The sequence below is a fragment of the Mesorhizobium sp. B1-1-8 genome, assembly GCF_006442795.2.
GTDB lineage: Bacteria > Pseudomonadota > Alphaproteobacteria > Rhizobiales > Rhizobiaceae > Mesorhizobium.
The window spans coordinates 3,264,454-3,278,178 of record NZ_CP083956.1 but is presented as its reverse complement, the minus strand read 5'-3'; the positions used below and the strand labels follow the sequence as shown (position 1 = coordinate 3,278,178).

Below are 13,725 nucleotides of genomic sequence, written 5' to 3'. Positions count from 1 at the left end.
ACCGGCCGCTACCAGGCACTACAGGTACGATCGTGACGGCAGGAATGTTACCAGCGACGCGTCATCGAACCGCCAGCACGGAATGATGATCACGACAAGGAAGCCGCGGACCCGTCTTTTCCCAAAAGAATGTGATCTTTGCCATACACTCTAAGAGTGTATCGCCGCCAGCGCGCCGGCAATTTGGCCGCTTGCCCTTGACCGATCGCAAAAGCACGGCCATGTGAGCGACGAAAAGAGCGGGATTTCGTCGCGGCGTTGCGGAGTTCTTCCGCCGCCTCACAGCTGATAAGAGACCTCATGGACGTCGTCGTCGTCGAATCGCCGGCCAAGGCGAAGACAATCAACAAATATCTCGGCAAGAACTATAAGGTCCTGGCCTCGTTCGGCCATGTCCGCGATCTGCCGGCCAAGGACGGCTCGGTGCGTCCGGACGAGGATTTCGCCATGTCCTGGTCGGTCGACACCGCCTCGGGCAAGCGCCTCGCTGACATCGCCAAGGCGGTCAAGGACGCCGACGGGCTGATCCTCGCCACCGACCCGGATCGCGAAGGCGAGGCGATCTCCTGGCACGTGCTGGAAGTGCTGCGGCAGAAGCGCGCGCTGAAGGACAAGCCGGTCAGCCGCGTCGTCTTCAACGCCATCACCAAGGCTTCGGTGCTGGACGCGATGGCCCATCCGCGCCAGATCGACGCGCCGCTGGTCGACGCCTATCTTGCCCGCCGCGCGCTCGACTACCTCGTCGGCTTCACGCTCTCGCCGGTGCTGTGGCGCAAGCTTCCCGGCGCCCGCTCGGCCGGCCGCGTCCAGTCGGTGGCGCTGCGCCTGGTCAGCGACCGCGAATCCGAGATCGAGCGCTTCATCCGCGAGGAATACTGGCAGATCGCCGCCATCCTCGGCACGCCGCGCAACGAGAATTTCGAAGCGCGCCTGACCGCCTTCGAGCGCAAGAAGCTGCAAAAGCTCGACATCGCCAACAAGGCGCAGGCCGACGACATCAAGGCGATGCTGGAGGGCGCGACCTTCAGGGCATTGTCGGTCGAAGCCAAGCCGACCAAGCGCAATCCCGGCCCGCCCTTCACCACCTCGACGCTGCAGCAGGCCGCTTCCTCCAACCTCGGCTTTTCGGCCACCCGCACCATGCAGGTCGCGCAGCGGCTCTATGAAGGCATGGATATCGGCGGCGAGACCGCAGGCCTGATCACCTATATGCGAACCGACGGCGTGCAGATGGCGCCTGAGGCGATCGAGGCTGCCCGCGCCGCTATCGCCAAGGAATTCGGCGCAAGATATCTGCCGGAAAAGCCGCGTTTTTACACGACCAAGGCCAAGAACGCCCAGGAAGCGCACGAAGCGATCCGGCCGACCGACTTCATGCGCACGCCGGCGTCAGTGCGGCAATATCTCGATGCCGACCAGGCCCGGCTCTACGAGCTGATCTGGAAGCGCGCCATCGCCAGCCAGATGCAGCCGGCCGAGATAGAGCGTACCACGGTCGAGATCGAGGCGCTCAACGGCGCCCGCACAGCCGAGCTGCGCGCCGTCGGCTCGGTCGTCCGCTTCGACGGCTTCATCGCCGCCTACACCGAGCAGAAGGACGAGGACGCCGAGGACGAGGAAAGCCGTCGCCTGCCCGAGATCCGCTCCGGCGAGCAGCTTGCCCGCCGGGCGATCAACGCCACCCAGCACACCACCGAGCCGCCGCCGCGCTATTCCGAGGCGTCGCTGATCAAGAAGCTGGAAGAATTGGGCATCGGCCGGCCCTCGACCTATACGGCGATCCTGAAGACGCTGGAAGACCGCGACTACGTCACCATCGACCGGCGCAAGCTGGTGCCGCAGGCCAAGGGGCGCCTGCTCTCGGCTTTCCTCGAAAGCTTCTTCGAGCGCTATGTCGAATACGACTTCACGGCTTCTCTAGAGGAAAAGCTCGACGAGATTTCCGACGGCAAGCTCGCCTGGAAGGACGTGCTGCGCGACTTCTGGAAGGATTTCTCCGGCGCCGTCGACGACATCAAGGAACTGCGCGTCTCCGACGTGCTCGACGCGCTCAACGAGGAACTGGCCCCGCTGGTGTTTCCGGCGCGTGAGGACGGCTCCAATCCGCGCATCTGCCCGAAATGCGGCACCGGCAATCTGTCGCTGAAGCTCGGCAAGTTCGGTGCCTTCGTCGGCTGCTCGAACTATCCCGAATGCTCCTACACCCGCCAGCTCGGCGACGCCGCCAACCCCAATGGCGAGAACGGCAATGGCGAGGACGGTGTCAGGCTGCTCGGCAAGGATCCCTACACGGCCGAGGAGATCACGCTGCGCAGCGGCCGCTTCGGTCCCTATATCCAGCGCGGCGAAGGCAAGGACGCCAAGCGCTCCAGCCTGCCCAAGGGCTGGACGCCCGATTCGATCGACCATGAAAAGGCGCTCGCGCTGCTGTCATTGCCGCGCGACGTCGGCAAGCATCCCGAATCGGGCAAGATGATCTCGGCCGGCCTCGGCCGCTACGGTCCGTTCGTGCTGCATGACGGGACCTACGCCAATCTGGAAAGCATCGAGGACGTGTTCTCGATCGGCCTGAACCGCGCGGTCTCGGTCATCGCCGAGAAGCAGTCGAAAGCCAAGGGCGGCCGCAATGGCGCCACGCCGGCGGCGCTGAAGGAGCTTGGCGATCATCCCGACGGCGGCGGCAAGATCGTCGTTCGCGACGGCAAATACGGCCCCTATGTCAACTACGGCAAGGTCAACGCCACTCTGCCCAAGGGTAAGGACCCGCAATCGGTGACCATGGAAGACGCGCTGGCCCTGATTGCCGAGAAGGAAGCCAAGGGCGGCGGCGGCAAGAAACCGTTCCGCAAGGCGGCAGCGGCCAAGGCGCCCGCCGCCAGGAAGACGGCGGCCAGGAAGCCCGCCGCCAGAAAACAGGGATAGCAGGCGTGGCGCGCAGGATCTCCGGAAGAAGCCACGGCGATCCGCGCACCGCCGACACCAGGGCCAAGGTCAAGGACAACTACCGGCCCTCGCGCGACGAGGTCCTGCGCTACATCGCCGAGAACCCGGATCGTTCCGGAAAGCGTGAAATCGCCAAGGCCTTTGCGCTGCGCGGCGAGGACCGCACCTGGCTGAAGGACCTTTTGCGCGACCTGCAGGACGAAGGCTTGCTGACCAAGGAACGCAAGCGGCTCAGTCGCGTGGGCGCCGTGCCGCATGTCGCGGTGCTCGACATATTCGGCCGCGACGCCGACGGCGCACTTCTGGCGCATCCGAGCGAATACACCGGCGCCGGCTCGCCGCCCGTCATCTCCATCCGTATCTCGCGCGGCGCCAGCGGCCCGGTTCCCGGCATCGGCGACCGCGTACTTGCCAAGACATTCCCGACCGACGATCCGTCCGGGCCGGCCTACACCGGACGGGTGATGAAGATCTTCGAGAAGCGCAGCGAGGCCGTGCTCGGCGTCTTTCGCGTGCTGAAGGACGGAACTTTCCGTATCGAGCCGGTGGAACGGCGCCAGCCTGAACTGGTCGTCGACAAGGAATTCCAGAACGGCGCCAAAAACGGCGACCTGGTCGAGGTTGAGCCGGCGCGGGCCTCCCGCTACGGGCTGCCGCGCGCGAAAGTGCTGGCAGTGCTGGGCTCGCTGACCAGCGAGAAGGCGGTCTCGATGATCGCCATCCACGCTCACGATATTCCGCATATCTTCCCGGCCGACGTCCTCGCCGAAGCCGAAGCGATGAGGCCGGCGACGCTTGCTCACCGCGAGGATTGGCGCGACCTGCCGCTGGTCACCATCGATCCCGCGGACGCCAAGGACCACGATGACGCGGTGTTCGCCATACCCGATCCGGACGAGAAAAACCCCGGCGGCGTCATCGCCACTGTCGCGATCGCCGATGTCGCCGCCTATATCCGCTACGGCAGTCCGCTCGATCGCGAAGCGCTGAAGCGCGGCAATTCGGTTTATTTCCCGGATCGTGTCGTGCCGATGCTGCCGGAGCGCATTTCCAACGACCTCTGCTCGCTGCGCGAAGGCGAGGACCGGCCGGCGCTTGCCGTACGCATGACCTTCTCGGCGGAAGGCCGCAAGCTCAGGCACACCTTCCACCGCGTCATGATGAAATCGGCGGCCAAGCTGGCCTACCCACAGGCGCAGGCGGCGATCGACGGCGCCCCGGACGACAAGACGAGACTGATTCTCGATACGGTGCTGAGACCGCTTTGGGCCGCCTACGCGGTGCTGAAGCGCGGCCGCGACGGCCGTCAGCCGCTCGAGCTCGACCTGCCGGAACGCAAGATCCTGCTAAAAGACGACGGCACCGTCGACCGCGTCGTCGTGCCCGAGCGCCTCGACGCCCACAAGCTGATCGAAGAGTTCATGATCCAGGCCAATGTGTCGGCGGCCGAGACGCTGGAGGCTAAGAAAGAGCCTCTGGTCTACCGCATCCACGACGCGCCTTCGCTGGCCAAGCAGGAATCGCTGCGCGAATTCCTGGCAACCCTCAGCCTGTCGTTGGCGCGCGGCGCGCAGATGCGGCCGAGCCAATTCAACGGCATCCTGGAGCGCGTGCGCGGCGCCGACAACGAGGCGCTGGTCAACGAAGTGGTGCTGCGCTCGCAGAGCCAGGCCGAATATTCGCCGAAGAACATCGGCCATTTCGGCCTCAACCTGAAACGCTACGCGCATTTCACCTCGCCGATCCGCCGCTACGCCGACCTGATCGTGCATCGCGGGCTGATTGCCGCGCTCGGCCTCGGCCAAGGCAGCCTGACCCAGCAGGAAGCCGACCGGCTGGAGGAGGTCTCGGCATTGATCTCGGCCACCGAGCGCCGTGCCATGGCCGCCGAGCGCGACACGGTCGACCGGCTGGTTGCCGCCTATCTCGCCGAGCGCATCAACGACACTTTCGACGCGCGCATTTCGGGCGTCACCAAGGCGGGACTATTTGTCCAATTGCCGCAGTATGGCGCTGATGGTTTCATCCCGGTGTCAAGCCTGAACGGCGATTACTATATATACGACGAAACCGCCCGCTCGCTATTCGGAGAACGCACCGGCAAGGGCTATCAGCTTGCCGATCGCGTCGAGGTTCGCCTCATCGAGGTTGCGCCGATGGCCGGCGCGATGCGTTTCGAGATGCTGACCGACCCGAAGCCCCTCCCCGGCTCCAAACGGTCGTTTCACAAGGCAAAAGGCCGCGCCCGCGCGTCGCAATCGCGTCCGGGCTCGCGCGGCAGGAGACGATGATGGCATTGCAGATGGAAGACCAGGTTTTCGGCGGCGAACATCACTCCGGCCGCGTCGCGCGCCCGCTGTGGACGGCGATGAAGCGCGGCCTGCTCGGCCGCTGCCCGCATTGCGGCGAGGGCAAGCTGTTTCGCGGCTTCACCAAAACCGTCGACAACTGCAGCGTCTGCGGCGAGGAGCTTTTCCACCACCGCGCCGACGACCTCCCCGCCTATCTGGTGATCGTCATCGTGGGCCATATCGTGCTCGGCACCTTCATGGCCGTCGAGGCCACCGCCACGCTTTCGACCTGGCAGCACGTGCTGATCTGGGTGCCGCTGACCATCGTCCTGTCGGTGGCGCTGCTGCAGCCGGTCAAAGGCGCCGTCATCGGTCTGCAATGGGCGCTCTATATGCACGGCTTCGGCGGCGAGAAGGACGGGTTCGAGCCGCATCCCGGAGCTTGAGCAGCACGTTGATCCGGGTTGGTTCAAAGGCCCGAACACGCAAGCCACTTTCCCTGCCAAGAAGTTTCCGCTAGGTCGAGCGCATGGAAGCAATGACCAAGGCGGATGTCGACAAGCTGGACAGGAGCTTGGCTGTGCACAGCGGCCGGCCGCTGCGTCCGCGCGATGCCGCGACGCTCATCCTGCTCGACCGCAGGGGCAGCGATGTCCTAGTGCTGATGGGCCGGCGCCATGCAGGCCATGCCTTCATGCCGGGAAAGTTCGTCTTTCCCGGCGGCCGCACCGATCCGGCCGACAGCCGCATTCCCGTCGCCGCCTCGCTGCATCGCGACGAAGAAGCGAGGCTGGCGAGCGGTCCGGGCCGCGCGAGCCCCGCGCGGGCGCGCGCTATCGCCTTATCGGCGATCCGCGAAACCTATGAGGAAGCCGGCCTGCTGCTCGGCCGCAAAGGCCCCTTCGCGACCGCCAGGCGCGACTGGCAGGGTTTCGTCGAGCATGGCGTCGCGCCGTCGCTGGACATCCTGCGTTTTATTGCCCGCGCCATCACCCCGCCGAACCGGGTGCGCCGCTTCGACACCCGCTTCTTCAGCGCCTGGCGCGACGACGTCGCCGTCGAATTGCCGGGTGGCGGCCCGACCGACGAGCTGGAGGAGCTCGTCTGGCTGCCGCTCGTCGAAGCCCGCAAGGTCGATATTCCAGATATTACCCGCATGATCCTGGAGGAACTGGAAAAGCGGCTCGCCCATGATCCCTTGCTGCGTCCGGGCGGCGCGGTGCCGTTCTTCCGGCTTGTCCGCAACCGCTTCGTCCGCGAAGTCCTTTAGAACAGAGCATTTTGATCCCATGACGGTCGATACCCAGCAACAGGGCGACGAACGCATACACTGGCTGCCGATGATCGCGGCGATCTCGTCGATCAGCGTCGTCGGCATCGCTATCGGCCTCGGCATGCCGCTGCTCAGCGTCATCCTCGAGACGCGCGGTCATTCGGCCTCGATGATCGGCCTCAACACCGCCGTCGCCGGCCTTGCCTCGATCGCCGGCGCGCCGCTCGCCACCCCGCTTGCCATGCGGCTCGGCGTTGCCTGGACGATGCTTTTGATGATCGCCGCCGGCGCGCTCGCCTTCGTCGGGTTTCACTTCGCGCCGGATTTCTGGATGTGGTTTCCGCTGCGTGTCGTGTTGCATATCTCGCTGACGGTGCTGTTCATCCTGTCGGAATTCTGGATCAGCACCTCGGCGCCGGCACAGCGGCGCGGCCTCGTGCTCGGCGTCTATGCCACGGTTTTGTCGCTCGGCTTTGCCGCCGGACCCTGGCTGTTCGCTCATCTCGGCTCGAGCGGCTTCCTGCCTTTCGGCGTCACCATAGGGCTGGTGACGCTGGCCGCCATTCCCGTTATCGCGGCGCGCAACGAGAGCCCGATGATCGTCGCCGACAGCGAGACCAGCCACTTCCTGCGCTACATCTGGCTGGTGCCGACCGCGACCTTCGCAGTGCTGGTGTTCGGCGCGGTCGAGACCGGCGGTTTTTCGCTGTTTCCGGTCTATGGCAACCGCATCGGCTATTCCGAGGCTGATGCCGCGCTGCTCCTGACGATGATCGGCCTCGGCAACGTGCTGCTGCAGATCCCGATCGGCATGATCAGCGACCGCGTCTCGGACCGCCGCTACCTTCTCCTGGCCTGCGCCACCGTGGGGCTCATCGGAACGGTCTTCATGCCGTATTTCGCGCAGAACTGGCACCTGATGGCCGCGCTCCTGTTCGTCTGGGGCGGCGTCGTCGCGGCCATGTACACCATCGGCCTTGCCCATCTCGGCTCGCAATTGTCGGGTCACGAACTGGCGTCGGCCAATGCCGCCTTCGTGCTCTGCTACGGCGTCGGCATGGTTCTTGGCCCGCAGGCGATCGGTATCGGCATGGATGCCTTCGGCCCCTCGGGCTTCGGCTGGTCGCTCGCTTTGTTCTTTGCGGCCTACATGGCCCTGGTCAGCGTCAGGCTGGTGCGCAAGATCCTCTGAAAAAATCTCGTCGCCGCGTTGGCCAATGCTGACATCACCGTGTCAGCAGCACCCCTGCTATACCTCAGTTCCAAACGCAGGAAGAGTGTGAGGACAGATCAATGATCGACAGTGGCTTTGAAACCAGATCCCTCAGGATGGAATTGCTTCTTCTGGTCACCTTCCAGGCGCCGGTAGCCGATATCGAGCGCATCATGGAAGCGGTGGTGGCGATCACGCCGCTGCGCATGGGCAAATATGACAGCAACGCCTTCCAGTCGGCGCAAGGCATCGAGCGCTACCGGCCGCTGGAGGGTGCTGCCGCGGGCGCCGAGACGGAGTTGCGCCGGCGGCCGGGCACCGTCGAGGTGTCTTTTGAAATCGCCGACGACCAGGCGCTTGCCGCCCGCGTCGTCGAGGCAATATTCCAGGCCCATTCCTACCAGGAGCCGGTGATCCGCATCCAGCCGCTGCTTGCCAGCCGCTCCAAGGGCCTCGACGACCGCGCCAACCCGCACCGTTGGTGGAACACGACGGGCGACTGGAAGAAGCCGGGGATGTTGATCGACGCGGACGCTTGAGGCGCTTGAGCAGCGCCGCCGCTTTGGCAGGAGCCGGCGGCGGCGGGCGTATAGGAGCAGGTAACGGCCGGCCGGGCTTGACTTTCCGAACGCGTTCTTTATGTGTCGCGGCAAGTTTCCCGCGTCCGGGTGTTTTCCCCGTGCTCCAGCGGCCAAAACTCCACGAACATTAACGGACGAACATCATGGCCAAAGCCGCAAACATCAAGATCAAGCTTCTGTCGACCGCCGACACCGGTTTCTTCTACGTGACCAGCAAGAACAGCCGCACCAAGACGGACAAGCTGTCGTTCCGCAAGTACGACCCGGTCGCCAAGAAGCATGTCGAGTTCAAGGAAACCAAGATCAAGTAATCCGGTTTCCAACCGCCATTTCGAAACGCCGCCCATCGGGCGGCGTTTTTGTTTTGGTGGCATCGCACTGCCGACCGCGCAAAAATGCAGGCCCCCTCGCCGCTTGGCGCGGGATCCTGATCTTGGTTTTTGTGATAGAGGGGGCCGGTCGGCGTTTGGCAGCGGTACGAGGAGGCCACTATGTGCCAGCGCCGGCCGGCCGACCCCACGGACCCAGGAGATGCGGCGGACCTGAGCATCATGGGGTATTTTTCGGATCGAGCCGGGCGTCTACCCTCGTGCCGGCTTCGTCTTCGGTCTATGCGCCGCAGATTTGCGCAAGAACGTATGAAAATCAACCATTTCTTAACCACAGCTGGGGAATCGCTTGGATTAAGGTAAATTCCTAACCGTGTCGTATTGGCTCGGCGGTTACCGCCCAGCGTCAGGCCGCCTTGGCCACGACGCGATTGCGGCCGCCGCTTTTGGCCTCGTAAAGGGCAAGGTCGGCGCGCTTCATCAGCGCCGCGACGGTGTCGGCGCCCTTCAGCACCGACGATACGCCGACGCTGACGGTCACCTCGATCGTCTTACCCTCGGTTCCGACGGCAAAAGGCATCTCGGCGATCTCGGCGCGGATGCGCTCGGCCACCTTCTCGGCGACGATCCCGTCGGTGTCCGGCATGACCACGACAAACTCCTCGCCGCCGAAGCGGCAGGCGAGATCGATGCCACGCACATTCTTGCGCAGCCGCCGTGCAAACTCGCGCAGCACGTCGTCGCCGCCGTCGTGACCGTGGGCGTCGTTGATCGACTTGAAGCGGTCGAGATCGGTGATCATCACCGACAGCGGCCGCCGCCGCGCCACGGCGCGGTCGAACAGCGTCTGCAGATGGCTGTCGAGGTAGCGGCGGTTGTGCAGGCCGGTCAGCCCATCGATCACCGCCATCTCGATGGTCTGGGCGACGCTGGCGCGGAGCTGGTCGTTATAGCGCTTGCGCCGCACCTGCGTGCGCAGCCTCGCCGTCAATTCGTGCTGGTCAATCGGCCGCGTCAGATAGTCGTTGATGCCGAGTTCGAGGCCGCGGAGGATTCGACCCTCCTCGCCTTGGTTGGCGAGAAGAATGATCGGCAGGAACCGTGTGCGATCGAGCGAGCGCAACTGCGAGCAGAGCCGCAGGGCATCGAAATCGGTGAAGCTCGTCGAAATCAGCACGCATTCGTAAGGCGTCTCGGCGGCCTGGAAAAGTCCGGCATTCGGATCGGCCGCCACATGGACCTCGGCGCTGTCGCGCAGCATCTTCTGGATGCGCTCGAAAGACGATTTGCGCTCATCGATCAGAAGCACCCTGGGCCTGACATCTTCCGTCGCGAAATCGCGGCTCAAAAGCTCCTCGATGCCAATGTTGCGGGTGGTCGAGGCGCGCAGCCGCAATTCGTCGGTCAGCGATTTCAGCCTGACGAGGCTCTTTACCCGTGTCATCAGCTGCAAATCGTTGACCGGCTTGGTCAGGAAATCGTCGGCGCCGGCTTCCAGCCCGCGCACCCGGTCCGAAACCTGGTCGAGCGCGGTGATCATGACGACTGGAATATGCGAGGTCGCCGGATCGCTCTTCAGCCGCCGGCAGACCTCGAACCCATCCATGTCCGGCATCATCACGTCGAGCAGCACGACGTCGACCTTGCCGTTCTCGCAGGTCTCGATCGCATCCGGGCCGTTGGCGGCCGTCAACACCTCGAAATACTCGGCGAGCAAGCGCACTTCCAGCAGCCGCACATTGGCCGGGATGTCGTCGACGACGAGGATCCGCGCGGTCATTTCAAAAGGCTCCGGCTTGGCTGCGCATCAGGCATCGCCCAGATAGGATTTGATCGTCTCGATGAAGCGCGGCACCGAGATCGGCTTGGAAATATAGGCCTCGCAGCCGCCCTGGCGAATGCGCTCCTCATCGCCCTTCATGGCGAAGGCGGTGACGGCGATGACCGGTATGGAATGCAATTCGTCGTCTTCCTTCAGCCATTTGGTCACCTCCAAGCCCGACACTTCGGGCAACTGGATGTCCATCAGGATCAGGTCCGGCCGGTGCTGGCGCGCCAGATCCAGTGCTTCCAGGCCGTTGCGTGTGCGAACCGTCTCATAACCGCTGGCTTCGATGAGGTCCCGAAAGAGCTTCATGTTGAGCTCATTGTCCTCGACGATCATGACCTTCTTAGCCATCAGTTTCCCGTCCCGACCGCCTTCAGGGCTGAAGACCGTCGTTATGCGCCCCTTCCGGATCGCATCCAACCCGCATTCACTCTACGCCGATATGATTGACGAAACGGAAACCGGCGCCCGCAAAAATAGTCCGGATTCCAGCCTCGGGCGCTGCACTGAAGCGGGCGGAGACTTGCCGCAAGCGACGCTTGCCATTACTGCGGAGAGAGACTCAAAAAACTCCATGCACTCCAAAGGTAATGATGGCAAACGCAGCGTCAATGCGCGAGGAGGCGGAAACCATCGCCGTCAGGGCGCTGGCCTTCGTCGCCGCCGATCCTGAGCTCTTGCCGCGCTTCCTGGCGATCACCGGCATCGAGGCGCAGTCGATCCGCAAGGCGGCGCAGGAGCCGGGATTCCTTGCCGGCGTGCTGCAGTTCATCCTCGCCCACGAGCCGACGCTGCTGCGCTTTGCCGAGGAAACCGGAACGCCGCCCCCAGCGATCGCCAAGGCCCTGCGGGCGTTGCCGCTCGGCAATGACGATCACGAGCGCTCGACATGAGCGACGATCCCGAGACGGCGCGACAGATCGAGGAGCTTGCCGCCGACGACCGGCCGCTATTGGTGCTCGACGTCGACGACGTCGTGCTCGAATTCATCCGGCCTTTTCCGCATTTCCTGAGGTCGCGCGGCTTCGGGCTGACGCTCGCCTCGTTCCGGCTCATCGGCAACATTGCCGAGAAGGCGAGCGGCCGGCTGATCGAGCAGGCCGAGGTGACGGCGCTTCTCGGCGAATTCTTCGATGCCCAGGCCGATTGGCAAAGCGTCACCGAGGGTGCTGCGGAAGCGCTGGCGACGCTTGGCGAGCGCGCCGAAATCGTCATGCTGACGGCGATGCCGCACAAGCATCGCGCCGTGCGCCGGGCCCATCTCGATGCGCTGGGCCTGAACTATCCGCTGCTGACCACCGAAATGGCCAAAGGTCCGGCCGTCGCCAAATTGCGCGGCGAAAAAGGCAGGCCGGTCGCCTTCGTCGACGACCAGCCATCCAATCTGGTGTCGGTGCGCAATTCTGTGGCGGACGCCCATCTCTTCCACCTGATGGCCGAGAAATCGCTGCGCGCCTTCCTGCCGGCGGTATCTGAAGATATCACCGTCCTTGAGGATTGGCGCGAGGCTGCGCCGAAGATCGCAACCGCGCTTGGGCTCTAAGCAGCTTCTCGAAACCGCACGGCGATTTCCGACCGGAATTGCGCGAAATCAAATACTTAAAGCATATCTCCCGAAAGTGTGCAGCGGTTTCGGGACAAAGACATACTTGAAATAAAAGGCCTAAAGCATATCGCGTGAATCCATTGTCATGCGGCATGCTTTAGCGTCAGGGCTTCAGCTTCGCGCCCGCCCCGCCATTGTCGTCCGTGCCGCCGTCCTGATCCGAATTGTCGTCCTGGCCCGCGCTGTCGTCCTGCACGGCGTCAGGACCTTTCAGCATGGCGCCATTGACCGTGACGGATCCATCGGCCTTGGTGTTGATCACCCATTCCAGCCGACCGTCCGGCAGCGTCTTGCCAAAACCTTTGACGGCCAGTGCAAACGGAAAGGCCTGCGCCATTTGCTCATCGCTTTTGGCCCCTTCTTTCAGGGCGTCGACGATCTTGTCGTAACCGCCGATGTCGACGGTCACGGTCGCATCGGGTTTTTCGCCGGGAAACGTCATCTCGCCTTCCATCGCGAGTTCGACGTCGCCATTCTTCACCGTGCTGCGCCCGATGACGACCTTCGGATTTTTGGCCTTGAAATCGGCGACCAGAGCCTTGCCGAATTCATCCGAGAGCGGCGGATTCTTATTGAGATCAAAGGCTTCGATCGCCTTTTTCGCCATCGTATCGAGATCGATATTGGCGCCGCCGAAGTTCAGATCGATGTCTGTGGGCAACAGCGGCAACGTCCATTCAGGCAGGGTCTGCCGCGGGATTGTCAGGCCAGTAGCCTTGATCGCATAATCAACCTTGCCGTTCTGGGAGACGCCGTCCATGCCGAATGCGGTGCTGAACTGCGTCGCTCCGAATTTGCCGACAGGGCTGTCCACCTCGAAATCCTTGAAACCGTAATTGCCATCGACCCTTTCCCAGATGGGCAGTGCGGCCAGCATCAACGATTTGAGCTCGGCCTGGTTAGCCTTGAGCTTGGCTTCGTCCTCATTGGCCACGGCAAAGGCAAGCAGATCGAGCAGCGGCTTCGTCCGCACACCCTTTCCGTTCGCATCCACCGACAGTTCCGGCGTTTTCAGCGTAACCGGGAAGTTCAATCCTTTTTCGGGATCATCGACCTTGATCATTTCGACGAAGCTCGAGACTTTTTGCGTGGCTGTGAAGTCGACACCGCCATTGGCGGACTTGGTCGCGGTAACGGTGGCAGTGCCGGCGCCCGTTGAGACATCAGCCTGCTGCTTGGCTTCCCGCGACGTCATGGTCATCCCGGCCAACGAGCTTGTTCCGCTAGTGAATGCCGCAAGGGCCGGATCGTAGACGCCAGTTACTTTGCCGTCCTTGACCGTGAACTCCATACTCTGATGGCCTTTCGGCCCGTCGAACTCGAACGATCCGCCTTGCGAAAAATTTGACGAGACATCCCATGATCCGTCGCTGCGCGGCTTTACCATCAGCGCATATGGCGCCATGTCGAATTTCAGGAGCTTCTGTTCCGGCAGCGCATTGACGAGCGCTTTGACGTCGAAGGCAATCTTGTAGGCGTCGCCCTCGACCGAAACCTTCAGCACGCCTTTGTCGAATGCCTGCTTTCCGAAATAGCGCGCCAGATTGTCGGACAGCTCTTTGGCGCCTTGATTGTCGACGGTCTGGGCAAAAGCCGGCGCGCTGAGCGCAAGGGCAAAGGCAAATGGCAAAATACGCTTCACGTCGGTTCTCCGTGATTTC

Annotated in this window: 12 protein-coding genes; 9 read left to right on the top strand and 3 right to left on the bottom strand. The window is 63.4% G+C overall.

Going from position 1 to position 13,725, the window contains the following annotated elements; genetic code table 11:
- The first annotated feature begins 300 nt into the window (after window positions 1-300).
- The 7 genes from topA to rpmG all read left to right on the top strand — a co-directional run bounded on the left by topA (window position 301) and on the right by rpmG (window position 8,612).
- Window positions 301-2,922 carry a type I DNA topoisomerase gene (gene topA / locus FJ974_RS15830; RefSeq protein WP_140532854.1) on the top strand — a complete coding sequence of 874 codons (2,622 nt, stop codon included), beginning with the start codon at window positions 301-303 and terminating at the stop codon, window positions 2,920-2,922.
- 5 nt (window positions 2,923-2,927) lie between these two features.
- A complete protein-coding gene (gene rnr, locus FJ974_RS15825; protein WP_140532853.1) occupies window positions 2,928-5,234 on the top strand; it encodes a ribonuclease R in 2,307 nt (768 codons plus the stop codon).
- Window positions 5,234-5,680 carry a DUF983 domain-containing protein gene (locus FJ974_RS15820; protein WP_140532852.1) on the top strand — a complete coding sequence of 149 codons (447 nt, stop codon included), beginning with the start codon at window positions 5,234-5,236 and terminating at the stop codon, window positions 5,678-5,680. Before rnr ends, FJ974_RS15820 begins: the two co-directional genes overlap by 1 nt.
- A gap of 83 nt (window positions 5,681-5,763) precedes the next feature.
- A complete protein-coding gene (locus FJ974_RS15815) occupies window positions 5,764-6,504 on the top strand; it encodes an NUDIX hydrolase (protein ID WP_140532851.1) in 741 nt (246 codons plus the stop codon).
- 19 nt (window positions 6,505-6,523) lie between these two features.
- Window positions 6,524-7,699: an MFS transporter gene (locus FJ974_RS15810; RefSeq protein WP_140532850.1), complete on the top strand. Its 1,176-nt coding sequence runs from the start codon at window positions 6,524-6,526 to the stop codon at window positions 7,697-7,699.
- Between the two features lie 101 nt (window positions 7,700-7,800).
- Complete coding sequence (locus FJ974_RS15805) at window positions 7,801-8,259, top strand: hypothetical protein (RefSeq protein WP_140532849.1); 459 nt, start codon at window positions 7,801-7,803, stop codon at window positions 8,257-8,259.
- Between the two features lie 185 nt (window positions 8,260-8,444).
- Window positions 8,445-8,612: a 50S ribosomal protein L33 gene (gene rpmG / locus FJ974_RS15800; protein ID WP_006201775.1), complete on the top strand. Its 168-nt coding sequence runs from the start codon at window positions 8,445-8,447 to the stop codon at window positions 8,610-8,612.
- A gap of 424 nt (window positions 8,613-9,036) precedes the next feature.
- Here rpmG and FJ974_RS15795 read toward each other — a convergent pair whose 3' ends face one another.
- Window positions 9,037-10,410, bottom strand: coding sequence for a PleD family two-component system response regulator (locus tag FJ974_RS15795; RefSeq protein WP_140532847.1), 1,374 nt, complete (start codon window positions 10,408-10,410; stop codon window positions 9,037-9,039).
- 27 nt (window positions 10,411-10,437) lie between these two features.
- Window positions 10,438-10,809 (bottom strand): response regulator, encoded by a 372-nt coding sequence (locus tag FJ974_RS15790; RefSeq protein ID WP_027166515.1) that lies wholly within the window; start codon window positions 10,807-10,809, stop codon window positions 10,438-10,440.
- 242 nt (window positions 10,810-11,051) lie between these two features.
- On the opposite strand from FJ974_RS15790, the gene FJ974_RS15785 reads away from it, so the two are divergent.
- Together FJ974_RS15785 and FJ974_RS15780 are read left to right on the top strand one after the other, a co-directional pair.
- Window positions 11,052-11,351: a DUF3572 domain-containing protein gene (locus FJ974_RS15785; protein ID WP_140532846.1), complete on the top strand. Its 300-nt coding sequence runs from the start codon at window positions 11,052-11,054 to the stop codon at window positions 11,349-11,351.
- Complete coding sequence (locus FJ974_RS15780; protein WP_140532845.1) at window positions 11,348-12,001, top strand: hypothetical protein; 654 nt, start codon at window positions 11,348-11,350, stop codon at window positions 11,999-12,001. Before FJ974_RS15785 ends, FJ974_RS15780 begins: the two co-directional genes overlap by 4 nt.
- Window positions 12,002-12,167: 166 nt before the next feature.
- Here the strand turns inward: FJ974_RS15780 and FJ974_RS15775 are convergent, their stop codons facing one another.
- Window positions 12,168-13,706, bottom strand: a complete 1,539-nt coding sequence (locus FJ974_RS15775) for a hypothetical protein (protein WP_140532844.1) — start codon at window positions 13,704-13,706, stop codon at window positions 12,168-12,170.
- Window positions 13,707-13,725 lie beyond the last annotated feature (19 nt).